The following is a 22,874-nucleotide window of genomic DNA, read 5'->3' on the forward strand; positions in this document are numbered from 1 at the left end:
AAGTTGCCCAGAACAGTTTGGTGTACCAACGCAGTGATAAAGGGCTGAATGACCAGACCGCTCCTGAGGGAAATGCTATGCCTGGGGGCGGCTAACGCCAATGCATCCCACCGCAAATTGATAGTGCTCAAACCCTTCCATTCGTTAAAGTAGGATAAAGGCCAACTACTGAACCGATTCCCCTTGCTGCGTCCATGGGTCGAGCCCTGACTGATAGAACGGCTGACCGCATCGATCTGACGGCGGCCGCCGCTCAGGTTCAGACTGTCCTGCAAGGAATTGAAGCCGATAGTTGCCCGCGCCTTTACAACTTCCATCTCCATACCACCTGTTCTGACGGCAAGCTTCAGCCCCGAGAGGTGATGGAACAGGCGATCGCGATTGGGCTACGAGGGCTAGCAATCACAGATCATCACGGCGTGCGAGGCTACGAAGCTGCCTGTGCTTGGCTGGAGGATTATCAGTGGCGCAGTGGCGGTCGGTCGCCCTTGCCCAAGCTCTGGGTGGGAACCGAGATCAACGCCGATCTACAAGGCACCGAAGTGCACATTCTCGCCTATGGTTTTCAGACCAGCCATGTGGCGATGCGGCCCTACCTAGTGGGTCGTCCGCCGCAGGGAGATGCGCACCTGGCACCCAATGTGATTGCCGCCATTCAGCAAGCAGGAGGGCTAGCCATTTTGGCGCACCCCGCTCGCTATCGGCGATCGCCCCAAGAATTGATTTTGGCGGCCTATCGCTACGGCATCGACGGCGTTGAGACCTACTACGCTTACGGCAATCCCAATCCTAGGCAAGCCACCCCAGAACCAACTCAAGCGATCGCCAGCCTAGCCGCTGAGTTGAACTTGCTGAGTAGCTGTGGCACCGACACCCATGGTCGCAGTTTGCTCAGTCGCCTTTAGCTCGGTTCTCATCTCAACGACACTGCTGCTTAGCCAAGGGCGATCGCAGCTGTGGGCAATCGTTCCAGAACTGATTGTGAGTGCGGGTCTAACGCTCTAGCAGCTTCCCCGTAGAATTAGGAAACCGTGCCTTCATATTTAGTAATCGTTGGGGTGTCAATTCATGACCGGTTTTATTCGGGGTCTGTTTCAGAGCAAGCCCAAAGCAGAACAAGCCCCGCAACCCAAGCAGAAAGGGGAGAGCTTCTACCTCGATGCAGACGAAGCGAAGAGCTTGGGCAATTTGGATTACATCCGTTCTGCTTCAACGATTGAACACACCTTTCCTAAAACGGCGAGCAATCCTGAAGAGCGAGTTCTCATTCAAAAAGTTTCATCCCTGTCGCTGGAAGTCGTTGAAGCCTCTGAGGGCTTGCCCCAAGCAGACCAGCGGAAGCAAGCGGCTTTGAACAAGGTAGCCGCGGAGGCCGAGGCCAACAAAGCGCCAACAAAAACCTTTGCCGGTCAAGCCGAGACCAGCGAAACGAGCAGTCGTCGTCGTTCGACCGGTGATTTAGATATGTTCCGTCAAATGGCGCGGGACTTGAAGAAGTAAACCGCGAATCGCGTCGCAGACCAGCAAAGGGTGGCTGCTCTTGAACTTCCAGCGCGGCTGCCCTCATTTTTTGTTCGGGCCAAACAGGGCTTTGCAGCATGAGTTTTGACTACGACCTCTTGGTGATTGGTGCCGGTTCTGGTGGGTTGGCAGCCTCAAAACGAGCTGCTAGCTATGGTGCCAAAGTTGCGATCGCAGAAACCGATTTGGTCGGGGGCACCTGCGTGATTCGTGGCTGTGTGCCGAAGAAGCTGATGGTCTATGCCTCCAGTTTTGCCAGTCAGTATCATTACGCCGAAGCCTATGGCTGGTCTGCTATACAGCCTCAATTCTCTTGGCCCAAATTGATTGCGGCCATCGATGCGGAAGTCAACCGCCTCAGTCGTCTACATATCAGCTTGCTCGAAAAAGCCGGTGTCGATCTCATTTTGGGCCATGCCCAGTTTGTGGATGAGCATCGCTTGCAAGTGGGCGATCGCCAAGTGACGGCGGCAAAAATTTTGATTGCAGCGGGGGGCCGCCCCATCAAGCTGCCGATTCCGGGCGGTGAGCTAGCGATTACCTCGCGGGAGATGTTTCATCTCCCCGAACAACCCCAGCGCTTTGCAGTCATTGGTGGTGGCTACATTGGTTGTGAGTTTGCGGGCATTCTGCGCAGCCTGGGCTCAGAAGTCACGCAAATTATTCGCCGCGATCGCATTTTGCAGGGCTTTGACCAAGAACTGCGGGAAGCGGTGCAAACCGGCATGAGCCAGCTCGGTGTTCAGTTCCGCACGGGCGTCACGGTCGAGCGGATCGATCAGACTGAAACGGGCTTACAACTGAGCTATAGCGACGGCAGCCAGCAAATCGTGGATCAAGTGCTGATGGCCACGGGGCGGGAACCTTGGCTGGAAGGCTTGGACCTAGACGCTGCCGGGGTTGCGATCGAGGGTCGTCGCATTGCGGTTGATGCTTGGAGTCGCACCAATCAGCCCCATATTTTTGCGGTGGGTGACTGCACCGATCGCGTTAACCTTACGCCGGTGGCGATCGCAGAAGGTCGGGCGTTTGCCGATACCGAATTTGGGCAAAAGCCGCGCCAAATCTCCTACGAGAATATTGCTTCAGCTGTTTTTAGCCAGCCAGAAGCCTGTAGTGTTGGCCTGAGCGAAGAAGCAGCCAAAGCGGAATACGGTGAGGAGCGCATTCGGGTTTATCGTAGTCGCTTCCGACCGATGTTTTACACCCTGCCTCAAGCGGAAGAACGGGTGTTGATGAAGCTAGTGGTTGAGACTGAGAGCGATCGCGTTCTGGGAGCGCACATGGTCGGCAAAGATGCGGCTGAAATCATTCAAAGTGTGGCGATCGCAGTGACGATGGGTGCGACGAAAGCTGATTTTGACGCCACGATGGCTTTGCATCCCACTTCAGCAGAGGAGTTCGTAACCATGCCCTAGAGTCGACTGGTAGCACTCTTCATCGGCTTGCGATCGCAGGGTTCAAGCAACCGCTAGGACCCGAGGAGTGCGGTACATTCCAGACGTTCTTGACTAGCATCGCGGCGATCGCGGCGCCATTGAATTTGATCGGCAAGGTATTCAGCGTCTTGGCCGACCCCACAGAAACGGCCCGATCCCCAGGTGTGTAACCAAGGCAGGCCAATGAAGTACAGACCAGGTACTGGGGTGACACCGCGCTGATGAACCGGCAGCCCCGAACCATCAAACACCGGTACTTCGACCCAAGAAAAATCACTGCGATAGCCCGTGCACCAAATCACGGCCGCAATCTCAGCGACTAGAAGTTGGGTTGAGGTTTGACTTTCGGTCGGCTGCCAGCAGGGTTGATAGGGCGGTTCTTCTGGCGCTTCTAGCTGATGCTGAGCAATGAAGTCATCGATGCTGCGGCGAATCCGACAGTAAACCGCATCTGCCGCATCCAAATGAGTAGCGAGGTTGTCCTCAAACTGAATGGCTTGGGAGGTCAGCGTAAACAAACGACCATGCAAGAGCAGACCCTCTTTGGCCCGTTGACGCAGGTCGATTTCCCGCCCCCCATCGCGCCCTGTCAGATAGTGATTGGTTTTGCGGCGAACACTGCGCGGATCTGCATGGGCATCGATCGGGGTGTCGTAGTAGCCCATTTGGTCGAGCCAGTCGACGACATCCCTGCCCCGATAGCGTCGTGGCGATCGCGGGGCAGAGCCCACACTCAGATGAACGGTTCGGCCGGCCAGGAACAAATCCTCAGCAATCTGACAGCCCGACTGACCACTGCCAACAACCAGTACCGCGCCTGGTGGGAGCTGTTCAGGATTGCGGTAGTCTCTTGCATCGATTTGGACAATTGACTCCGGCAAGCGAGCAGCTAACGGATGCCGTTTGGGTTCGTGATAAGCCCCTGTGGCAATAACCACCTGTTGCGCCCAGTACTCCCCTTCGTTGGTCAGCAGCTGAAAACCGCGATCGCACTGCTGCAGTCGTTGTACGGTGACCCCTTCCCGGATGGGCGCCCGACAGGTTTTCGCGAAGCGATGGAGGTAATCGACGATCGCCTGCCGGCCCATGAATCCTTCCGGTTCAGCACCGTCGTAGGGGAAGTCGGGCAGCCGACATTGCCAGTTAGGCGTGACCAAACAAAACGAGTCCCAACGCTGCTGATCCCAGGCAAAACCAATGCGATGCTTCTCCAACACTAAGGGCTGCAGACCCCGTTTCTGGAGGCAGTAGGCCATCGACAGACCGGCTTGCCCCGCCCCAATGACAATTGTGGAATGGCGATCGCGAACACTATCTCGAAGTCGGGCGGGTTCAGAGTTCTGCATGCGATCGCGGTCAACTAGGTAAAACATCCCAATTTAAATGTAATTATTCAGAACATATAAAACCGTATCAATCGCGACCGAAAGAAGATTATTCAATCCAGAATTAAGTCAGGTTAAACAGGCAATCATTTAGTAGTCACCGTTACAGTCATTCCTTAGAACTTGTTTTAGTTAATTGGTAGCTGTTTACACCAGCAGCCACCGTTCTAATTGCAGATTTTCCCATGCCTGAAGTGACGAAGCCGGCCAATCAACCGGGTGATTTTCTGGTTGATTATGAAGAGAAAGTCTTTCCGGATGTCAAAGCAGAACCCGGTGAAAAAGCACTGATCACATTTCACACAGTCGCCTTTGAAGGGTCGATCGGTCTCGTCAACCTTCTCCAAGCTAGCCGCCTAATTAACAAAGGCTTTGAAACATCCATCTTGCTCTATGGGCCTGGGGTCACTCTCGGGGTTCAGCGTGGCTTTCCCAAGTTGGGTGATGCAGCCTTTGATGGTCACTTGAACTTCAACGCTCGGATTCAAAAGTTCTTGGACCAAGGTGGCAAAGTCTACGCTTGCCGATTTGCCCTACAGGCGCTTTACGGTCATGGCGAAGGAGCTTTAATCCCGGGAATCCGTCCGATTAATCCCCTGGATGCGATGGATCTGATCCTGATGCACCGCAAGGAAGGGGCTTTTATCCTCGACACTTGGACGCTCTAGTTCAAGTTGGTTTTTTAGGATTCTTAGGCAGAAGCGATGGCCGATAAAATCATTGTGGCAGCTGCACAAATCCGACCTGTTCTATTCAGTTTGGAAGGATCTGTTGCTCGGGTTCTAGCGGCCATGGCAGAAGCCGCAGCAGCGGGCGTTCAGCTGATTGTTTTCCCTGAAACCTTTCTGCCCTACTATCCTTATTTCTCCTTCGTCGAACCGCCGGTTCTGATGGGGCGATCGCACCTCAAGCTCTACGAACAAGCCTTCACAATGACGGGGCCGGAACTCCAGCAAATTGCCAGGGCTGCTCGACAGCATCGTCTCTTTGTTTTGCTCGGCGTCAATGAGCGAGATGGCGGTAGTCTTTACAACACTCAGCTATTGATTAGCGATCAGGGTGACTTACTTCTGAAGCGCCGCAAAATCACCCCGACCTATCACGAACGGATGGTCTGGGGACAAGGCGGTGGCGCGGGCCTAACCGTTGTCGAAACGGTGCTGGGTAAGGTTGGGGCCTTGGCTTGCTGGGAGCACTACAACCCCTTAGCCCGCTTCAGTCTGATGACTCAGGGGGAGGAAATTCACTGCGCCCAATTCCCAGGATCGCTGGTGGGGCCAATTTTTAGCGAGCAAACCGCGGTCACACTGCGTCACCATGCCCTCGAAGCCGGTTGCTTTGTGCTCAGCTCGACGGCTTGGTTGGATCCGGCCGACTACGACACAATCACTCCCGATCGTAGTTTGCACAAAGCCTTTCAAGGGGGCTGTCACACCGCGATCATCAGTCCCGAAGGGCGCTATCTCGCAGGGCCACTGCCCGAGGGCGAAGGACTCGCGATCGCTGAACTCGACAAAAGTTTGATCACCAAACGTAAGCGAATGATGGACAGCGTCGGTCACTATTCGCGCCCCGATTTACTCAGCCTTCGGATCAATCGCAGCCCTGCCACACAAGTGCAAGCGATCGGTTCAGCTGCTGCCTTGCCAGAACTACCGAACCTAGAAGCCGCACCGGCTGAGACTGCGGAGGACTATCTCCATGCCTAAGTCAACGTCTCAGTCCTTAGGGGAGTTGGTGACGGAACTCCAAGTACAAGGGGTGATGGCTCCGGCGGTTAGAGGAAATCCTGGTCGCCAAGGCGGTGCAGGGCCTTCGGACCATCGGGCGATTACCCTCGAGGGCACAACAGTGATGGTGCCGGTTTACAACTCGACGGCGCAACAGTCGCCCTACCAGCTGACGACAACGGCGGATGGGGGTGTGGCTCTCCATCATCAAGGCGAGCTGACGACCACGCTGGAAACGCCGCCGGAACCCCATTTCTACAACTTGCAGACTGCGGAAAGCATTCCCTACAAGGCGATCGCCCTCCTGCACGGCAAGGATGTGCTGGCCACGACGCTGCAACAGACCTGCATTCGCTTTCGCGATCGCAGCGAGTCTTGCCAGTTCTGTGCGATCGAGCAGTCGCTGACCTCAGGCCAAACGATTGTTCGAAAGACGCCAGAGCAGGTCGCAGAAGTTGTGGCCGCAGCCGTTCGGCTGGATGGCGTTCGGCAACTGGTAATGACCACGGGCACGCCCAACAGTCGCGATCGCGGGGCTCGTCTGATGGCAGAAACAGCCGCAGCAGTGAAGGCAGTGGTGGACATACCGATTCAAGCCCAGTGTGAGCCACCGGATGATCCGGTCTGGTTCAGCCGAATGAAAGCTGCGGGTGTCAACAGTCTGGGCATGCATTTAGAAGTGGTGGAACCGGAGGTGCGTCGTCGCATCTTGCCGGGGAAATCGGAGCTGACCCTCGAGCATTACTACCGCGCCTTTGAGCAGGCCGTGGCCGTCTTCGGTCGCGGTGAAGTCTCGACTTACCTGCTAGCCGGACTCGGGGATAGCGCTGACAGCTTGATCGACTGCAGTCGGCGGCTGATTGCGATCGGCGTTTATCCATTCATCGTGCCGTTTGTGCCGATCGCGGGGACACCACTGGAACGTCATCCGGCTCCAACGACCGCTTTCATGCTGCAGATTTACGAAGCCGTGGGAGCACTGCTCCATGATTCCGATCTGCGATCGGCGGCCATGTCTGCGGGCTGCGCCAAATGTGGCGCTTGTTCTGCCCTCTCGCTGTTCGAGTAGTCCCTGTCTCTTCTTATTTGTCTCATCGTCGTGATTTCGGGTATTGCGATGTACTTCCTTGATCCCACTAGTCCCGAGCTGGGCCAGAGCCGCACCTCCTTGCCAAACAGTTTTGTGCCCTCGGTGCGCTGGGGCATTGGCATTGATGCTGAAGACTTTCGACTGTCGCCAACGGCGAGTTCCGATCGCTTTTCTTTTCATCTGGCGCAGCCGCCTTCGCCGCTGCTGGCGGGCTACTGGGACCTGCGGCGACGCATTTTCTGCGAAGAGCAAGGGTTATTTAAAGACTCCGATCGCGATGATCAAGACGCGATCGCCTATCCGATTGCAGCAGTTGCTCACACCGGTGATGCGGCCGGGCAGGTTGTCGGTGTGGTCCGCATTCTCGAATCCTCACCTCGGGTCTGGTACGGCGGTCGCTTGGGCGTGGATGCCGCTTTTCGTCGCCAAAACCAGATTGGCAAAGGTCTGATCTGGAAAGCTGTGACCACGGCAAATGCTTGGGGCTGCGATCGCTTTTTGGCAACGGTGCAAATTCAAAATGTTCGCTTCTTACAACGCTTGCACTGGCAGTCGCTGGATGAGTTGGAAATTCGGGGCTTGGCCCATTATCTGATGGAAGCAGACCTCAACTACTACCAACCGGCCCGGATGCTCCGCCCCCGTCGTCAAGCCGCATGAGCGATGCTGCGATTGCCCAAGATTTGGCTGCTCTCGCGGCTCAACTCCAAACCTTGGCAGGCTTGCAGGGCAAGCGCGATATTCAAGCAGCAGCAGCGAGTTTGCCCCATCGGCCCTTTCCCAAATTGGGACTAGCAGCAGCCTTGGGTGATGATGCGGCTCTGTTACCTGCGACTGCTAACCGCTTACTCTTCGCTTGCGAAGGAATTCATCCCGACTTAGTGGCAGAAGATCCTTGGTTTGCTGGCTGGAGTGGTGTGCTGGTGAACCTCAGTGACATTGCCGCCATGGGTGGTCGTCCGATCGCGGTGGTCAATAGTCCCTGGAGCCGCGATCGCCAGCATGCTGATCAGGTGTTCGCCGGTCTTCAGTTTGCCGCCGAGAAATTTGGTATCCCGATCGTCGGGGGGCACTCCAACCTCCAAAGCCCCTACAGCGCCCTGTCCGTGGCAGTCCTAGGTCAAGTGGGTCCCCACGTCCTCTCAGCGCGATCGGCCCAAGCCGGCGATCGTTGCTACCTGTTGATCAACCGTGACGGCCAGTTCTATCGCCACTATCCCTTTTGGGATGCCGCCACAGGGACAGCGCCGGAACAGCTGCGTCGCCACTGGGAACTGATGGCGCAGTTAGCCGATGCTGGCTTGGTTTCAGCGGCTAAGGATGTCAGTATGGGCGGCTTGATTGGTACCGCCGTGATGTTCGCCGAAACCAGCGGTGCGGGGCTTGATCTCCACCTCGATCGCCTCAGCTATCCAGCCGGAGTTAGTCGCGATCGCTGGTTGACCTGTTTTCCTAGCTTTGGCTTCCTCCTTGCCGTCCCTGAAGCTTGCTGCGATCGCTTCCTACAACGAGTCGCGACAGAACCAGATCTAACCTGTGATCACCTGGGTTCTTTCACTAACACGGGTCAAGTGCGCCTCTGCGATCGCCAAGCTCAAGTCTGTTTTTGGGACTGTCAAGAGCAGTCCTTGATGGGCTTTTCAGCGCTGACTGATCCTGAATCGCCACACTGAACAACACCCGCTCAGCTACCGATCTTTGGGAAGGGAGCGATCGCATTGCAAGTTAGGACATTGAGATTCGAACGACTCAGCCTCAAACCCGTAGCAATCGTGATTGAGTCCCTCGGTCTCACAAGAAATCTGGTTGCGGTAGGGCTGGAGGGATTCGATACCCAGCAATCTCAGAAATGGTCCTAATTTGCTTGCAGCCTACTTGATGCAATGGCTAAAAAAACTCCCCCGCCTGGTTCGCGCTGCCATCCGACGGGGGACTCCCCTTTGTCCCTGGTGGAGGACCTTATGGGAGATTTCTACCTTCAGTTTGGCGCAGTTAGAGGGCACTGATCCCGAAGCGCAATTTAAATTCATGGGAGCGATCGCCCCCACTTTCATGTCTCCGGTTCAGTCAGCAGTTGCTGCAAAGTCAGCTGCCCACTCGCTTGTGGTGGCTCGTAACCCAAATGTCGCCAAGCTGCTGGCGTAGCCACTCGACCGGGAGGAGTTCGCTGCAAATAACCAATCTGGAGCAGATAGGGCTCGTAGACTTCCTCCACCGTCTGAGCATCCTCGCCGGTAGCCGCTGCTAAAGTCTCCAACCCGACCGGACCGCCGCCAAAGTTCTCGATCAAGTGGGACAATAGGCGGCGATCGGTCCAGTCTAGTCCGCAGGGATCAACGTTATAGAGCTCCAAAGCAGTGGCCGCGATCGCCCCGGTAATTGGCCCTGGTGCTTTGACAGCCGCATAGTCGCGCACCCGTCGTAGCAGGCGATTAGCAATTCGTGGGGTACCCCGCGATCGCTTAGCAATTTCCTCAGCTCCAGCCTGATCGAGCGGTGTATTCAGCAGACGCGCTGTGCGCTGGACAATATCCGTCAAAGCTTCGACCTCGTAAAAACGCAGCCGTTGCACCAGACCAAAGCGATCGCGCAAGGGTGAGGTCAGAGCTCCAATCTGGGTGGTCGCGCCCACGAGGGTGAAAGGGTGCAACGTAATACTGGGGGTGCGGGCACTCTGGCCCTTGCCGATGGTGATGTCGAGCCGAAAGTCCTCCATTGCTGGATAGAGAATTTCCTCCGTGACCTTGGGCAGACGATGAATTTCGTCGATGAACAGCACATCACCCGGCTGCAGATTGACCAGCAAACCAACGATATCGCGGGGGCGTTCCAGCGCTGGTGCCGTGGTGATCCGACATTGCACGCCCATTTCCGTAGCCAGCACCAAGGCCATTGTCGTTTTACCTAAGCCTGGCGGCCCGTAGAGCAGCAAATGATCGAGGCTTTCTTGACGACTTTTGGCCGCTGCGATCGCAATTCCTAGCACATCCTTCAGCTCTGGCTGACCGATGTAATCCGCGAGTCGTTGCGGGCGGATTTGGTCTTCCGGTCGCTGACTCTCTTCGGGAGCAGCCTGCGGGCGAACCAGAGAATCCTGTGGTTCAGAAACAGAGGGCTTCGTTTTAGCCTGCGATCGCCGCTCGGCTGGGTCGGGAGATTTCGAAGAAACAATCGCCATAGCGCCCGCTTGCGCGTCGTCGCTATCCTATCGCCTACTGGGTTGAAGACTCTATTCCTGACCCGCTTCTCCAGCCTAGGGCGATCGCCTCGGCAACATCAAACTAGCCAAGAAAAGAAAAAGCGGCCAAGAGCGACCGCAGCAATTATTCAACTAAGGCCCCAATGCAAACTAGGCAATAGGTCTCTGTTCAGCATGCCCTGCCCTAGAGCGATCGCGGGGCAATCCTCAACATTGCCTGATGAACTGATCCAAGACTTCACATTATGGTTGCGCAGAATATGGAACCTCCAGCAATCCCTTGGTCTGAAGACTGGTCAATAAAAAAGGGTGAATGGTTTCACCCCTTTTTGGCTCAATCGATGGTTTGTTTGATGCCCTGACCAAGCGATAGCTTTCGATCAGGGACGGTTAGTTCTCAGGATTTACCAAAGACCTCGAACGGGTGCAGGGCTCTCTTGAAGCGGCAGGGGCTCCTGTTGAGCAAAGTCGCGGTTAGAGAGCGTATTGGGATTTTGGGCAATCATCCAATCGATGCTGGTTTTTTGCATCGCTAGCTGCTGGTTGGTGTCTAGGAAAGCCAGCGCATCAGGAATAAACTTAGCGTCGGCTGCAAACAAGGCGCCCAAGTTAATCCGAGCATCTGTCGGATAGTTTTGGATGATTTCCAGCGGGGTCGTGCGGTTGTCATCCGCCAAGGAAAGGATAATGGCACTCCGCAGTGCTTGACGACCATCTGCACCGGCTGTTCGAGGAGCCATAACCATGCCGATTTGGTCCAACAGTTTTTCGCCAGAAGCACTGTTCAGCAAGTAATCGGCTTCAACCATTTTGTAGTTGATCGGCCGATTCAGAAAATCGCGGACCGTTTGGAACTGAGTGTGCGTGATATCGACTGCGTCGAGGGTAAAGCCTTGGACTTGATCTTGCTTCGCCATGGCTTGCAGGTCGCCAATCGTCACCGATCGCGCCCAAGCGCCATTAATGAGGGTGACATTGTTCGCTGCCTGAGCAGACGTTGGCATGAACAAGGCCGCAGCGGTTGCAGTTGCGAAAGCACCCAAAAGCAGTGTTTTCATGATCACGAAGTCCTTAACAGCGAGGAGTAGAAAACGAGGAACAAGCGCAGGAAGGAACCGTCATAGATAAGGCTCTTCAGCAGCTCTACTCCTTATCTTCGTTAGAGAGCTTCTGGGTTTGGCAAAGCGACGATGAAGATTACTTTTCGGGAATTTATTCGCGGTCGGGAATTTTAGTTCCAGTTTAGAAACTGGATTCTTTGGGTTGCCTGGGATCGTGGTTTAGCGTTGACGCGCTTTCCAAGTCCCGCCATAGCGGTAGTGCGGATTATCTTGACTAACTTGGGCTTGGCAGCCAGGACAGACGAGCTGCCAGACCCCCTGCGCCTCAACTTGGACCCGATAGCGAACAGTGGCTAGGGCTTGGCAGCGATCGCAGGGTTGAGGAGCGCGGGGCATCTATTCTTCAAACTGCCAAGGTGTTGCGATCGCGGGCTTCATCAAGGACGCGCTTCGGTCGCAAAATCAGCACTAGTCGACCAAGGATGGGCGCAGCGATCGCGGAGGGCGACCACTGAATCCTTGCCCCTTCGGCCTGCTCGACCAAGAAAAAGTGATCGGCATCCCAGTCCCGATCGGCACGATCCACTACTAAAACAACCGCTTCTGTGGGGCCTTCTGGTGCGTTGGGCAGGCGATCGATTTGTTCGAGACAGGCGATCGGATCTTCTGCGGTCAGAATTGCTTGCCAACCCGGCAATGCCAGCCACTGTTGTCCTTGTGGACTGGAGACTAGTCCAAAGGGCCCCTCCGCTTCGACCGCTGCGATCGCTTCAATTTGGCTGCTGCTGAGCGGCAATGTGCCGGCAAACGGGAGGAGTCGCGGTAGGTCTTCTTCGGTTTCCAGTCGATAGATCGGCAGCATCGGTGGTTTGCGACTGGGCACCCCGCTGAGATCTAGCAGCAATGCTTCGATGAGGGCACGAGCCCCCGCCGACTGGGCAAACTGTAAACCCCGGGCAATTAAGCGCGATCGCTCGGTTAGGTCCGTCCGTTCTTGAGCCAAGCGCCAGCATTGATGGGCGACTGCGTCGCCGGGGTGGCGGTCAAAGTTTTCGGGTTGCTTGGGCAGTCGGCAAAAGTCCTTCGTGGCCTTAGCAACTTCACGGATTTGGTCCGCGTCTAACTTGCGCTCTAGGGCGAGTTGAGCACAGAGCGATCGCTGCTCTTGATCCAGCTCGCGCAATTCGTAGAGGAGGTCACTGCCCCATTCTTGATAGGTCTCGCGAACGTGAGCCGGGGGATCTTGCCGCAGGATTGAGTCATAGACCTGCATGGCGACCGTAATTTGGTTCTGCTGAATCGGCTCAAAGCCCGTGGCTTCAAATAGGGTTTGGGGATCGAGTCCATTTTTGAGCAAGGTCTGACAAGCTCTTGCCCAAGCCAGCCAGCGTCCTTCTTTGCGTCGGAGTTGCCCCAACAGTTCCTGACGTTCTTCCTCGCTGAGAGTTGTGGGGGTGAACTCACGCATCGCAAGAGCATTCACAAACAAGACGGATAAATATCAGCATAAACAAAGATGACCTTGCTGCACCAGAACCAGGCAAGGAGAGCTGAAAATAGTTATAGCCAGAGATCGGGAGCTCAACTTTAATGTTTGATGCTCGGCAGTTCTTCGCAGCCAAAAGAAAAGGCAAAACCAGTAAAGTTCAGATTGTTAATCTCTAAAAGCATCATTAATACAACAACATCATCATTAATAGAACTTTTAAAGTCTGACAAAAGTAATAATATTGCCTCAAAATCCAGACTAAATATTTTAATTGAAAACACATAAAAATTGAGAGTCATTGATGTTGTTCTCAAAATTTTCCATGCTGCATTGAGAAGCCATTACAGAGGAAAGGTGATGAGGGTGGCCTTAGAGGGATGGGTTGGCTGCAATAGGAGATGTTGCCTGTGCTGCAGCCATGGTTTGTCAACCCTAGCCCAGTGATTTGACCGAGGCAGAATGAACCTTGCTCGAACCGATCTTGCCGTCGGCAAATCCCCTTGGCTCTCCGCGCACGGTGGAAATCCGAGAAGTCGTCAATGTCTGGATGTACATCGCGGAGAACGGCATCCAGTGGAGATCTCTACTTCATGACTTTCCAGCGTGGCAAACCGTCTATGGCGACTTCTTCCGCTGGCGGCGCTTAGAGATCGGGGAACAGGCTAATCACACCCTGAGTCGCCAAGTGTGACTGGAACTCGGACGGGAGGGAGCACTGTGTTTGGGATTGATGGATAGCCAGTCTGGATCTAACAAAACGGTTGAGCCAAGGATTCAGCGTTGAGCCCAAGCGCTGGCTGATCGAGTGAACCTTTACTGGGCTCGACAATGCGCGGCGACTCTGCCGTGATTATGAAGAGCTCCCCGAACACCATGAGTGTTTCATCTACTTGGTAATGCGTCGCCTGCTGCTGAGAAAACTCACCCTCAATCGACGCTGCCGCCCATCTCCCCGAAAACAGCTTCTTAATTGCTTTAGTCGCTCTTGGCTGCCTTTTTTTAGTTAGTTTGAGGGTGCCTAGGCGATCGCCCTAGGCTTAATTCCATACATTTCCGCCTCACACCACTCACGGGGTCGAATCTTAATGCTGCCGACTTTTCAACCTTCAGCCCGCATTGGAGCAGCCGTTAGCCTTGCAGCGCAGCTTCATGCCGATCAAGTACGCAAAGGCACCAGCATTCCCTATCTAGCGCATCTACTCGCCGTCGCCAGCTTGGTGATGGAGCATGGCGGCGATGAAGATCAGACGATTGCCGCTCTTTTGCACGATGCCATCGAAGATACTGGCCCCGAATCAGAAGCTTTGATTCGTGAGCAGTTTGGCGATCGCGTAACTGCCATTGTTTGGGGTTGCACCGACGGCGTACCTGATGCAGCAGGTCAAAAGCCAGACTGGCGCGATCGCAAACAGCAATACCTGCAGCATTTAGCCACCGTTGCTCCAGATATCCTGCTCGTCTCGGCCTGCGACAAGCTCCACAATGCGCGATCGATTTTGATCGACTTGCAGAACCATGGGCTAGTACTGTTCGACCGATTCAAGGCTGGACAAGCTGGCACAATCTGGTATTACCAGCAGCTCGCTACTTGCTTCCAAGCGCGGCTGCCGGGGCCGCTCAGCCAGCAACTCAGCCAGACCGTTGAAGCCATCCAGCAAACGGCGAAGCAGCTTGAAAGTCTGGTTCGATTGATCCCAGTAGCTTGTTCAAAGGCTCAATACACCGACATCACAGCCTGCTGAGTGCATCTCACGCTAAAACTAAAACTCGGCGTTTTGGGGCGTGCGGGGAAAGGGAATCACATCGCGGATGTTGCCCATGCCTGTGATGAATTGCACCAGTCGCTCAAAGCCTAGGCCAAATCCGGCATGGGGAACACTGCCGTAGCGCCACAGATCCAAGTACCACCAGTAGTTCTCCTCGGGCAGATTCGCTTCAGCAAGACGCTGCTTTAGGACACCGAGCCGTTCTTCCCGCTGAGAACCGCCGATGATTTCACCGATGCCAGGTGCCAGCACGTCCATTGCAGCCACTGTTTTTTGATCGTCGTTGAGCCGCATATAAAGGGCTTTGATTTCGCGCGGGTAATCATAGACGATCAACGGCTTGCGGAAATACTCCTCAGCCAAGTAGCGCTCATGTTCTGATTGCAGGTCAATGCCCCAAGCCACGGGATAGTCGAAGCTGCGATCAGCTTTTTCGAGGAGAGCGATCGCATCGGTATAGCTAACGCGCTCAAAGTCGTTATTGAGGATCGTCTCAGCGCGGTTTAGCACCTCCGAATCAATGCGCTGATTGAAGAACTCTAGATCCTCGCTGCAGCGATCGCTGACTCGCTGGAAGACAAATTTCAAGAAGGCTTCGGCCAAGTCCATGTCGCCGCCAAGATCGCAAAAAGCCGTCTCCGGCTCGACCATCCAAAACTCTGCCAAGTGACGGGAGGTATTGGAGTTCTCAGCGCGAAAAGTCGGGCCAAAGGTGTAGACGTTGCTGAACCCCAGCCCCATAATCTCGGCTTCGAGCTGGCCGCTGACGGTTAAATAGGCACGTTTGCCAAAAAAGTCCTGTTCAAAATCTGGTGCTTGCTGTGACTGCCCTAGCTTGTCGAGATCGAGATTGGTGACCGTGAACAGTTCACCTGCGCCTTCGCAGTCACTCGCCGTGATAATCGGCGTATGCACCCAGAGGAAGCCGCGCTCTTGGAAGAAGTCATGAATCGCAGTTGCCGCAGCATTGCGAACCCGCATCACCGCTCCGAGGGAATTGGTTCGTGGCCGCAGGTGAGCGATCGTGCGCAGAAATTCGAACGAATGGCGTTTTTTCTGGAGCGGATATTGCTCAGGATCAGCACCACCAACAATTTCAACCGAAGCTGCCTGCAGTTCAACGCGCTGACCTTTAGCGGGCGACGCCACCAACTGTCCTTCAACAGCGATCGCAGCACCCGTATCTAACTGCTTGGCAAGCATCTCATAGTCAGCCAGCTCCTGCCCCAGAACGACCTGGATGCCCTTGAGGCAAGACCCGTCGTTGACTTCGACGAAGGTGAACTCCTTCAGTTGCCGAGCAGTGCGAATCCACCCCCGCACCACAACGGTTTGGCCAGGTTGACCCTGGCTAAGGAGATCCACAATTCGCGCTGAAGCCATACGGATGCCGATCGCAAGACAATCTCCATTGAAACCGCAAACCGCAGCGTCTGAAGGTCTGTGAGCGATCGAATCAGTAACTCAAGCAAGGCTGACCACGAAGCTAGCGCAGAACGCGTACTCGGACTGGGCCGCTCCAGTTACTGTGGCCACCCAGATCTCGCATGGCGCCGTAGGCTAAGTCGAGGTCGCAATTGCAGCGATCGTTGACGCGAACCGTCACGCTGCGGCCGCCCCGACTCACTTGCAGCTGGGTCCCCATGGGATAACGGGCGCTCGCTGCGGTGTAGCCATAGTAATTGAACCGTTCACCACTCGCGGTTCGCCCATTGTGATAGGACGAATGGTAAACCGTTGCCCAGACTTCCGAGGCCAAGGCAGACGTGGGGGTCAACAACGCGATCGCTGCTGAGCTCGCAAAGATGAATTGTTTCAAGAATTGGAATTGAACTCTTCACACCACCAGGGCTTACTAAGAAGCGACCTGAGGGACAGTCGAGAGGCAGAAAGGACAATCACTAGAGTCCTCTCGTCGTTTCGGCTAGGAAGAGGTTGAAGGCGCCGAAAACGCGATCGCCTAGGGGCGACGATACCCTGTCATGGGTAAATATACCATCTGACCCTCAGATTGGGTTTGCTTAGTCGTTCGCTTTGGCTATGGCTACGATCGAGAGGCGCTGATTTCAGAGAAATTACCTGCATGGGTCAAGGTCAAAATGTCCTCGGTCAGGACCTCGAAGTTTGCTGCTGTGCCCCGATGACCGGCTGGTATCGCAATGGTTTTTGCCAAACCGATGTCCAAGATCGCGGTAGCCATACGGTCTGCGCTGAGATGACAGAAGAGTTTTTGCTGTTCTCGCGCGATCGCGGCAATGACTTGATGACGCCTCGCCCTGAGTTCAATTTCCCCGGACTGAAAGCCGGCGATCGCTGGTGCCTCTGCGCCAGTCGCTGGCAAGAAGCTTTTGAAGCAGGCATGGCACCGCCGGTGGTTTTGCAATCAACTGAAAAAAGCGCCCTGCGCTACGTCAGCTTGGCGGATTTACAAGCTCATGCCCTGCCGGTTTAGACCGCAAAATCTGGGGGCGATCGCCGTGATCAGCTAGGGTGCAAGCATGTCTTTCTGCGAGAGCGATCGATGCATAAGCTGCCCGTGACGGTGATCACCGGCTTTTTAGGAGCTGGCAAAACGACCCTGATCCGCAATCTCTTGCTTAATAATCAAGGTCGCCGGATTGCGGTCCTCGTCAATGAGTTCGGCGAAGTCGGCATCGATGGTGAGTTGCTGCGCAGTTGCGGCGTTTGCGATGAGGATGAAACTGCAGACAGTAATATTCTCGAACTGGCGAATGGTTGCCTATGCTGCACGGTTCAAGAAGAATTTCTGCCAACCATGCAAACGCTGTTGCAGCGGCGGGAACAGATTGACTGCATTGTGATTGAAACCAGCGGGCTGGCTTTACCTAAACCTTTAGTCCAAGCCTTTCGTCGGCCCGAAATTCGGACTGGGGCAACCGTCGATGGGGTGGTCACCCTCGTCGATGCTGTTGCCGTTGCAGCGGGTCAATTTGCAACGGATTTGGATGCCCTTGAAGAGCAACGCCAAGCAGATGACAGTCTTGATCACGAAACGCCAATCGAAGAGCTATTTGAGGATCAATTAGCCTGCGCTGATCTCGTGTTACTCAGCAAAATCGACTGCCTCTCACCCGAAGAGAGCGATCGCGTTCGCCGTTGGCTGAGTACGCAAGTGCGATCGGGTGTGCCGATTGTGCCGGTGACCAATGGTCAACTTGATTCAGATGTTTTGCTGGGCTTTAATGCAGCAGTTGAAGATAATTTAGAACAGCGACCCAGCCATCACGATCACGAGGAAGAGCATGATCACGATGATGCGATCGCGGCTGTCCATTTAAATCTGGATGCGGAATGGCAGCCAGAAGCATTGGCTGAGCGACTGCAAGCCTTACAGCAATCCCAAACGCTCTATCGTGTGAAGGGTTTTCTAGCCGTTCCGGGCAAATCAATGCGCCTTGTTTTTCAGGGTGTAGGCCCACGCTTCGACTGGTTCTATGACCGTCCTTGGCGATCGCCCGAAGAACGCCGTAGCCAGTTAGTTGTGATTGGTGAAGACCTCAACGCAGAGGTCCTACAATCAGCTCTCAATTCTGTTGCTGTTAGCTAGGCTTTCAGCAGACAATATCCTCTAGTCAGCGATCGCCTGAGTTAAGTGGCGATCGCTCATTAATTCAATGATTTTAGAGCACTGCAGTTGAGACCTTTACTCATCTGGATCTCAATCTCACTGCAACTTTAGGCTGGCTGGAGCTGCTGGCGAACTTGCTGGGCAATAAACGGCAGAATCGCTTCGTTATTGGCGTGTTCTTTGCCTTCGGTGAATGCGACTAAAAGATGGGGTGGCAGTCCCGGAATTTCTAGATAGGCAGCATCATGGCGGACTCGGCTCATCCAGCCTGCTTTAGACCAGAGCTGACTGCCTTGAGGCAAATCTTGACCGAGGAAACCTGTAACTTGATTTTCCGGATCTTCCGCAAGCGATCGCGGATCAAAAGGCCGGTTCAATAGGTTCAACATCCGCTGTGAGGCAGAAGGAGAAACAGCAACGCCTCCAGCGATCGCATGCAATAACCGCGCCGTTGCATTGGTTGTCAACTTGTTGCGGTTCTCAAATTCGGGACCATAGAAGGCACGTTCCCGACCATAAGGGCCATCACCCCAGGTTTTTTGATTGACGTTAATGGGCTGTAATTCCGGCCACATCAACGACTGGTAATAGCGATTGACAATGTTGCGCTGAAATTGCCAGGTTTTGAACGGTCCATCGCCTAATTCGGGGCCACTGGTGGTGCCGCTCAGTAAATCGACAATGTAGCCCGTCGCATCGTTACTGGAATCAACAATCATGTCTCGCAAGGCGCGATCGAGTTCTGCACTGGGCTGAATCATGCCCTGTTGCAACCACTCCAGTGCTGCCACTAAGTAGAAGAGCTTGACAACACTGGCTGGATAGATGGCTTCATCACCGCGATAGTGAAAGCCGCGAATTGGCAATGACCAAAAGCTTTGGGGGGCGATCGCGCCGCCGGTATTCACAGGAACCGGATCGTCGTAGACAATCCAAGTCAGCGCCAATTGGTTGCGTGCCAACTGCGGAAATTCAGCCCAGGTGGCAGCAAGCACGGCCTCGCCCCAGAGAGCCAGCGTGGCATCCGTTTCAAAGAACAGCATTGGCGAACCTTCCACCCAGAAGCCTCGAGTCTACCGAATTGCCGGCCCCCACTCACTGGCAAATCACGACTGATCTCAACTTGTTTGATTCCCCTGCCTGCGATCGCCTTGCCACCCAAGCAGCAGCCGGTCGCCGGTTGCAGATTCTGGAACAGCAAGATCAAGCTTGGCTGGTACGACTGGCCGAAGATGACTACCCGGGCTGGATTTCAGCCAACGATCGCCAACACCTTCAACCTGCCAGCCTGATTTATCAACCCAAGCAACACGATCGCGCCACAATTGAGGCCGTAATTCCAGATGCGATCGCCTTTGCCCAAGCTGCGGCAGCTCAACCGAATGTCTATCTCTGGGGCGGTTGCTTGGGGCCTAATTACGATTGTTCAGGATTGGTACAGACCGCTTTTGCAGCGCAGGGAATTTGGCTGCCGCGCGATGCTTGGCAACAGGAACAATTCTGTGAGTCATTACCCAGTTGGAAAGCGGCAGAACTTGGTGATCTGATCTTCTTTGGTCGACCCGATCGCTGTACCCATGTGGCGATCTACTTAGGCGATCGCGCCTATCTTCATAGTTCAGGGCGTGAGATTGGGCGCAATGGTATCGGCATCGACTGGCTCGATCCAACAGCCGATCCTGTCAGCGATCGCTATTGGCAACAGTTACGGGGTGCCGGTCGGATTATGCGCAGCTATCAAACAGGATGCGATCGCTTCTCGGAGTGGCTGCCCAGTTAATAACTAGACTGCTTCCAGCATCCTTTTTGCAGTGAGTGATTGAAGGAGCTCACAGACTTGTCAGTCATTAGCTCGGAAGTAATCGAGCCAGCGATCGCCAGAATCTGCTCGAACCAAGGTGACTACTAGGCTCGGGATAGCAGCCAAGTTGGGATAGACAAAGTAGCGTGGCTGCCAGTCGGGATGGAACTTCTCTTTGAAGCTGTGCAGTCCTTGAAAGCGATAGAAGCGATCGAGGTGGCGATAGAGGTAATCTAAGCCCTGTTCCACTTGATTCGGTTGATCGAGTTGATCCAAACCAGAAAGAGCCGAGAGTCCTAAGCTGAAGCTATCAAAGCCTCGATCCTTAGCAGCCAAAATCGTATTGACAAGTAAAAACTCCATCGTGCTGCTTTCAGCACTGGGCAAAAAGCGAATTAAATCGAGCGTCAGTTCATTGCGCTGAAATTCTTCAACCCAGTTGGCAAACGCTTGAATTTGGCCATCCTGCGATCGCACGACAGCAATGCTGCCACTGGTGAGGTAATCGCGATCAAACCAGCCTACCGAAAAGCGTTTTTCTGGCCCTTTCATCCGCTTCAGCCACGTATCGCTGACGAAACGCAATTCAGGTAGCAAGGGGTATATTTCTGCGGCTGGAATCACCTCAAAGCGGTAGCCAGCTCGTTCCAAACGACTGAGGGTACTGCGGAAGCCCCGCCCTCGTTTGCCCTGTAGGCTAAAGTCTTGCAGAGGGATGACGGCTTCTTGACCAATTTGATCCGAGGCTAGGCCCTGACGCTGATAGAGCGGCAAGTCATCGGGTAGAACCTGATAGAACGCAGGCAACCAATCGTTCTGCTGACATTCCCGCAAAAACTGCTGAATGATCGCCTCGCGATCGCGGGCAGGACCAATTGGATCACCCAAGGCGATCGCTCCCCGCCCCCGTTGCACAAACGCAATCAGACTCTCACCGCTGGGACTAAAGCAGTAGGATTTGTCCTCCAGCAACGTCAACCGCGCCAGAGAGGTATGGCCATGGGCCCGCACGATCGCGGTCGCCTGCCGTCGTTCTGTCACCGTCGCCGGTGGTTGCCAAACAGGTTGTAGCAATAACAAAAAGGCATAGCCAAGCGTCAGTAGCCCGACGCTAAAAATTGATTCCGCAAACAGTTGACCAAACCGTGTTTGGGGCAATGCCACACGGGCATCCCAGCTAAAAAATAGCTGCAACACCTGTTGAAGAGCCGTGAATAGATCGAAGTCGCGGGAGTAGTGGCGATCGAGCCAAAACGGCCCCAAGGTGCCGTAGGCCAAACTGAACAGCAGCGCCCCCAACAGTACCCGCACCGCTCGCACCCGCGACGGCGCATCCGAGCGCGCGATGTAGATCTTGCGATCGCCGACCAAGCAACCCAGCAAGATCAGGTCGAGAGCAATCAAAGCTGGATGGTGGGCTCGCACGCCTTTGAGGGCAACCGAGAGACTTAAAAGCAGCACCGTCAGCAGCCAAGCGACCTGCTTGCGGCGCAATAGCTGATTGGCTAGGGTCAGCAAAATAAAGCCAATGACAGCTCCAGCGACTCGCCCTTGCGTTTCAACGGTCAAAGTAGCCAGTTGTCCTAGCCAGCGCGATCGCTCAGGCAGATGCGGCAACACTGCCACGAGTAAATTCAGGCTGCCCGCGATCGCCGTCAGCACAGCAATCCAACGCACTCGCACAGCGGGCGATCGCAGCCCTGCGATCGGTGGGAAATGTTTAATTTGGGACCACACGATAGTCATCCAGCAAAATTCGCAGACAGCCAACCGTCGGTACTGCCAAGATCACACCCAGTAAACCGCCGAGCTGCGCCCCAATCAAAATAGCCATCAGCACCCAAACGGGGTGAACCCCAATTGACTTGCCAAACAGGCGTGGCGCAATCAGGTTTTCAATCAGCTGATCGGTGCCCCAGCAGAACACCAAGATTCGGAAGCCCAGCCAAGGATTGCTGAACATCTGCACGATCGCCAAGCTCACAATGCTGATACTGCCACCAAACGGAAAGATCGCCAGTAGGCCAATGCCGCAGCCCAGCAACAGCCAAAAGCGCAGACCCAGCAATAACAAAACAATGGTTGCCGAGCTGCCGATCAAAAAGGCGATCGTCATCTGGCTAAGCAAATAGTTGCGGAAACTCAGCTCCAAGGCCGATCGCGCCCGCGATCGCCAACGTACAGGCAACCAGTTGTAGAGTCCATCCCAAACTTCATCGCCGCGTAGCAATAAATAGAAGCTGATCACCAAGGTCAGCATCGTTTGCAAAGCACCACTCGCCACTCCCAAGAGCAATTCCAGCAAGCGGCTCGTCAAAGCCTGCAGCTGTTCCGACAGGCGGCTCACGACTGTGCCTAACACCGCTCGCAGATCCAAGGGAATCCGGCTAAAGAAGGGGTGTTGTTCGAGCAACTGAAACTGCTGAAAGCCATCATTGAGCGATCGCGGCAGCGTATTGGCCAAGGCAGAGACCTGGTTGATCAAAATCGGCAAGAGCGTCACCGTCACTAGCAGCAGCAGGACAACAATCACCGCCAAAATAATCAGCACCGCCAGCAGACGCGGTACCCGCCAGCGCTCTAGGGCCCGCACCGGCAGCCCAAGGATGAACGAGAGCAATGCTGCTGAGAGAAAAATCGAAATGGGGCCACGAAAGTAATCCCAAATCAGCAGCACACACCAAGCATTGAGCAGAATAGCGGGCAGCCAAAGAAGCGGTTGGAGGGTCGCAATGATGTATTTCAGGCGCCGCTGCCAGCTCATCACATTCGGGGAAAAAGGCTCTCAGCATCGTACCCTTCCC

General features: G+C 54.8%; 23 protein-coding genes. 13 read left to right on the forward strand and 10 right to left on the reverse strand.

Going from position 1 to position 22,874, the window contains the following annotated elements:
• Positions 1 to 194: 194 nt before the first annotated feature.
• The 3 genes from SYC_RS03595 to gor all read left to right on the forward strand — a co-directional run bounded on the left by SYC_RS03595 (position 195) and on the right by gor (position 2,939).
• Positions 195 to 905: a PHP domain-containing protein gene (locus SYC_RS03595; protein WP_050738279.1), complete on the forward strand. Its 711-nt coding sequence runs from the start codon at positions 195 to 197 to the stop codon at positions 903 to 905.
• A gap of 163 nt (positions 906 to 1,068) precedes the next feature.
• Positions 1,069 to 1,500: a hypothetical protein gene (locus SYC_RS03600; protein ID WP_011243009.1), complete on the forward strand. Its 432-nt coding sequence runs from the start codon at positions 1,069 to 1,071 to the stop codon at positions 1,498 to 1,500.
• Between the two features lie 98 nt (positions 1,501 to 1,598).
• On the forward strand, positions 1,599 to 2,939 hold the full coding sequence (gene gor, locus SYC_RS03605) for a glutathione-disulfide reductase (protein ID WP_011243010.1): 1,341 nt from the start codon (positions 1,599 to 1,601) through the stop codon (positions 2,937 to 2,939).
• A gap of 53 nt (positions 2,940 to 2,992) precedes the next feature.
• On the opposite strand, the gene SYC_RS03610 is transcribed toward gor, so the two are convergent.
• Positions 2,993 to 4,306: an MSMEG_0569 family flavin-dependent oxidoreductase gene (locus SYC_RS03610; RefSeq protein WP_407830100.1), complete on the reverse strand. Its 1,314-nt coding sequence runs from the start codon at positions 4,304 to 4,306 to the stop codon at positions 2,993 to 2,995.
• A 224-nt stretch (positions 4,307 to 4,530) separates the two neighbouring features.
• Between SYC_RS03610 and SYC_RS03615 the strand changes: the two genes are divergently transcribed.
• Genes SYC_RS03615 through SYC_RS03635 form a run of 5 tightly spaced genes read left to right on the forward strand, consistent with a single transcriptional unit; the run spans position 4,531 to position 8,838 of the window.
• The gene (locus SYC_RS03615) at positions 4,531 to 5,013 is read left to right on the forward strand and encodes an MSMEG_0572/Sll0783 family nitrogen starvation response protein (RefSeq protein WP_011243012.1); all 483 of its coding nucleotides are present in this window, start codon (positions 4,531 to 4,533) and stop codon (positions 5,011 to 5,013) included.
• Positions 5,014 to 5,049: 36 nt separating this feature from the next.
• Complete coding sequence (locus tag SYC_RS03620) at positions 5,050 to 6,054, forward strand: Nit6803 family nitrilase (protein WP_011243013.1); 1,005 nt, start codon at positions 5,050 to 5,052, stop codon at positions 6,052 to 6,054.
• Positions 6,047 to 7,144 (forward strand): MSMEG_0568 family radical SAM protein, encoded by a 1,098-nt coding sequence (locus SYC_RS03625; protein ID WP_011243014.1) that lies wholly within the window; start codon positions 6,047 to 6,049, stop codon positions 7,142 to 7,144. The genes SYC_RS03620 and SYC_RS03625 overlap by 8 nt, the downstream gene beginning before the upstream one ends.
• Before the next feature lie 48 nt (positions 7,145 to 7,192).
• Positions 7,193 to 7,825 carry an MSMEG_0567/Sll0786 family nitrogen starvation N-acetyltransferase gene (locus SYC_RS03630; protein ID WP_081422170.1) on the forward strand — a complete coding sequence of 211 codons (633 nt, stop codon included), beginning with the start codon at positions 7,193 to 7,195 and terminating at the stop codon, positions 7,823 to 7,825.
• Positions 7,822 to 8,838, forward strand: coding sequence for a sll0787 family AIR synthase-like protein (locus SYC_RS03635; RefSeq protein WP_011243016.1), 1,017 nt, complete (start codon positions 7,822 to 7,824; stop codon positions 8,836 to 8,838). The genes SYC_RS03630 and SYC_RS03635 overlap by 4 nt, the downstream gene beginning before the upstream one ends.
• Positions 8,839 to 9,215: 377 nt before the next feature.
• Here SYC_RS03635 and ruvB read toward each other — a convergent pair whose 3' ends face one another.
• From ruvB to SYC_RS03650, 4 genes are all read right to left on the reverse strand, one after another.
• On the reverse strand, positions 9,216 to 10,343 hold the full coding sequence (gene ruvB / locus SYC_RS03640; protein ID WP_011243017.1) for a Holliday junction branch migration DNA helicase RuvB: 1,128 nt from the start codon (positions 10,341 to 10,343) through the stop codon (positions 9,216 to 9,218).
• A gap of 425 nt (positions 10,344 to 10,768) precedes the next feature.
• Positions 10,769 to 11,422 carry an alpha/beta hydrolase gene (locus SYC_RS03645; RefSeq protein ID WP_041676944.1) on the reverse strand — a complete coding sequence of 218 codons (654 nt, stop codon included), beginning with the start codon at positions 11,420 to 11,422 and terminating at the stop codon, positions 10,769 to 10,771.
• A 222-nt stretch (positions 11,423 to 11,644) separates the two neighbouring features.
• Positions 11,645 to 11,821, reverse strand: coding sequence for a hypothetical protein (locus SYC_RS13975; RefSeq protein ID WP_173282520.1), 177 nt, complete (start codon positions 11,819 to 11,821; stop codon positions 11,645 to 11,647).
• Between the two features lie 7 nt (positions 11,822 to 11,828).
• Positions 11,829 to 12,893: a RuBisCO accumulation factor 1 gene (locus SYC_RS03650; RefSeq protein ID WP_041676945.1), complete on the reverse strand. Its 1,065-nt coding sequence runs from the start codon at positions 12,891 to 12,893 to the stop codon at positions 11,829 to 11,831.
• A gap of 487 nt (positions 12,894 to 13,380) precedes the next feature.
• On the opposite strand from SYC_RS03650, the gene SYC_RS03660 reads away from it, so the two are divergent.
• On the forward strand, positions 13,381 to 13,605 hold the full coding sequence (locus SYC_RS03660) for an IS5 family transposase (RefSeq protein ID WP_011243020.1): 225 nt from the start codon (positions 13,381 to 13,383) through the stop codon (positions 13,603 to 13,605).
• Positions 13,606 to 13,999: 394 nt separating this feature from the next.
• The gene (locus tag SYC_RS03665) at positions 14,000 to 14,656 is read left to right on the forward strand and encodes an HD domain-containing protein (RefSeq protein ID WP_011243021.1); all 657 of its coding nucleotides are present in this window, start codon (positions 14,000 to 14,002) and stop codon (positions 14,654 to 14,656) included.
• An 18-nt stretch (positions 14,657 to 14,674) separates the two neighbouring features.
• Here the strand turns inward: SYC_RS03665 and asnS are convergent, their stop codons facing one another.
• Together asnS and SYC_RS03675 are read right to left on the reverse strand one after the other, a co-directional pair.
• Positions 14,675 to 16,063, reverse strand: a complete 1,389-nt coding sequence (asnS, locus tag SYC_RS03670) for an asparagine--tRNA ligase (RefSeq protein ID WP_011243022.1) — start codon at positions 16,061 to 16,063, stop codon at positions 14,675 to 14,677.
• A gap of 103 nt (positions 16,064 to 16,166) precedes the next feature.
• Positions 16,167 to 16,499 (reverse strand): septal ring lytic transglycosylase RlpA family protein, encoded by a 333-nt coding sequence (locus SYC_RS03675; RefSeq protein ID WP_011377749.1) that lies wholly within the window; start codon positions 16,497 to 16,499, stop codon positions 16,167 to 16,169.
• Positions 16,500 to 16,763: 264 nt separating this feature from the next.
• Here SYC_RS03675 and SYC_RS03680 point away from each other — a divergent pair, with 264 nt between their 5' ends.
• Positions 16,764 to 17,132, forward strand: a complete 369-nt coding sequence (locus SYC_RS03680) for a DUF2237 family protein (RefSeq protein WP_011243023.1) — start codon at positions 16,764 to 16,766, stop codon at positions 17,130 to 17,132.
• A 69-nt stretch (positions 17,133 to 17,201) separates the two neighbouring features.
• Positions 17,202 to 18,248: a cobalamin biosynthesis protein CobW gene (gene cobW, locus SYC_RS03685; protein ID WP_011243024.1), complete on the forward strand. Its 1,047-nt coding sequence runs from the start codon at positions 17,202 to 17,204 to the stop codon at positions 18,246 to 18,248.
• 128 nt (positions 18,249 to 18,376) lie between these two features.
• On the opposite strand, the gene SYC_RS03690 is transcribed toward cobW, so the two are convergent.
• Positions 18,377 to 19,312 carry a serine hydrolase gene (locus SYC_RS03690; protein ID WP_011243025.1) on the reverse strand — a complete coding sequence of 312 codons (936 nt, stop codon included), beginning with the start codon at positions 19,310 to 19,312 and terminating at the stop codon, positions 18,377 to 18,379.
• A 38-nt stretch (positions 19,313 to 19,350) separates the two neighbouring features.
• On the opposite strand from SYC_RS03690, the gene SYC_RS03695 reads away from it, so the two are divergent.
• A complete protein-coding gene (locus tag SYC_RS03695) occupies positions 19,351 to 20,049 on the forward strand; it encodes a C40 family peptidase (RefSeq protein ID WP_011377747.1) in 699 nt (232 codons plus the stop codon).
• A gap of 60 nt (positions 20,050 to 20,109) precedes the next feature.
• Here the strand turns inward: SYC_RS03695 and SYC_RS03700 are convergent, their stop codons facing one another.
• Together SYC_RS03700 and SYC_RS03705 are read right to left on the reverse strand one after the other, a co-directional pair.
• Positions 20,110 to 21,816, reverse strand: a complete 1,707-nt coding sequence (locus SYC_RS03700) for a bifunctional lysylphosphatidylglycerol flippase/synthetase MprF (RefSeq protein ID WP_011243027.1) — start codon at positions 21,814 to 21,816, stop codon at positions 20,110 to 20,112.
• The gene (locus SYC_RS03705; RefSeq protein ID WP_011243028.1) at positions 21,791 to 22,834 is read right to left on the reverse strand and encodes an AI-2E family transporter; all 1,044 of its coding nucleotides are present in this window, start codon (positions 22,832 to 22,834) and stop codon (positions 21,791 to 21,793) included. The genes SYC_RS03700 and SYC_RS03705 overlap by 26 nt, the downstream gene beginning before the upstream one ends.
• Positions 22,835 to 22,874: the final 40 nt, after the last annotated feature.

Source organism: Synechococcus elongatus PCC 6301, assembly GCF_000010065.1.
GTDB lineage: Bacteria > Cyanobacteriota > Cyanobacteriia > Synechococcales > Synechococcaceae > Synechococcus > Synechococcus elongatus.

What these genes read in the sequence shown, in the direction of transcription:
- SYC_RS03595 (WP_050738279.1), top strand. Translation starts at nt 195, where the DNA reads ATGGGTCGAGCCCTGACTGATAGAACGGCTGACCGCATCGATCTGACG.
- SYC_RS03600 (WP_011243009.1), top strand. Translation starts at nt 1,069, where the DNA reads ATGACCGGTTTTATTCGGGGTCTGTTTCAGAGCAAGCCCAAAGCAGAA.
- gor (WP_011243010.1), top strand. Translation starts at nt 1,599, where the DNA reads ATGAGTTTTGACTACGACCTCTTGGTGATTGGTGCCGGTTCTGGTGGG.
- SYC_RS03610 (WP_407830100.1), bottom strand. Translation starts at nt 4,306, where the DNA reads ATGCAGAACTCTGAACCCGCCCGACTTCGAGATAGTGTTCGCGATCGC.
- SYC_RS03615 (WP_011243012.1), top strand. Translation starts at nt 4,531, where the DNA reads ATGCCTGAAGTGACGAAGCCGGCCAATCAACCGGGTGATTTTCTGGTT.
- SYC_RS03620 (WP_011243013.1), top strand. Translation starts at nt 5,050, where the DNA reads ATGGCCGATAAAATCATTGTGGCAGCTGCACAAATCCGACCTGTTCTA.
- SYC_RS03625 (WP_011243014.1), top strand. Translation starts at nt 6,047, where the DNA reads ATGCCTAAGTCAACGTCTCAGTCCTTAGGGGAGTTGGTGACGGAACTC.
- SYC_RS03630 (WP_081422170.1), top strand. Translation starts at nt 7,193, where the DNA reads ATGTACTTCCTTGATCCCACTAGTCCCGAGCTGGGCCAGAGCCGCACC.
- SYC_RS03635 (WP_011243016.1), top strand. Translation starts at nt 7,822, where the DNA reads ATGAGCGATGCTGCGATTGCCCAAGATTTGGCTGCTCTCGCGGCTCAA.
- ruvB (WP_011243017.1), bottom strand. Translation starts at nt 10,343, where the DNA reads ATGGCGATTGTTTCTTCGAAATCTCCCGACCCAGCCGAGCGGCGATCG.
- SYC_RS03645 (WP_041676944.1), bottom strand. Translation starts at nt 11,422, where the DNA reads ATGAAAACACTGCTTTTGGGTGCTTTCGCAACTGCAACCGCTGCGGCC.
- SYC_RS13975 (WP_173282520.1), bottom strand. Translation starts at nt 11,821, where the DNA reads ATGCCCCGCGCTCCTCAACCCTGCGATCGCTGCCAAGCCCTAGCCACT.
- SYC_RS03650 (WP_041676945.1), bottom strand. Translation starts at nt 12,893, where the DNA reads ATGCGTGAGTTCACCCCCACAACTCTCAGCGAGGAAGAACGTCAGGAA.
- SYC_RS03665 (WP_011243021.1), top strand. Translation starts at nt 14,000, where the DNA reads ATGCTGCCGACTTTTCAACCTTCAGCCCGCATTGGAGCAGCCGTTAGC.
- asnS (WP_011243022.1), bottom strand. Translation starts at nt 16,063, where the DNA reads ATGGCTTCAGCGCGAATTGTGGATCTCCTTAGCCAGGGTCAACCTGGC.
- SYC_RS03680 (WP_011243023.1), top strand. Translation starts at nt 16,764, where the DNA reads ATGGGTCAAGGTCAAAATGTCCTCGGTCAGGACCTCGAAGTTTGCTGC.
- cobW (WP_011243024.1), top strand. Translation starts at nt 17,202, where the DNA reads ATGCATAAGCTGCCCGTGACGGTGATCACCGGCTTTTTAGGAGCTGGC.
- SYC_RS03690 (WP_011243025.1), bottom strand. Translation starts at nt 19,312, where the DNA reads ATGCTGTTCTTTGAAACGGATGCCACGCTGGCTCTCTGGGGCGAGGCC.
- SYC_RS03700 (WP_011243027.1), bottom strand. Translation starts at nt 21,816, where the DNA reads ATGACTATCGTGTGGTCCCAAATTAAACATTTCCCACCGATCGCAGGG.
- SYC_RS03705 (WP_011243028.1), bottom strand. Translation starts at nt 22,834, where the DNA reads ATGAGCTGGCAGCGGCGCCTGAAATACATCATTGCGACCCTCCAACCG.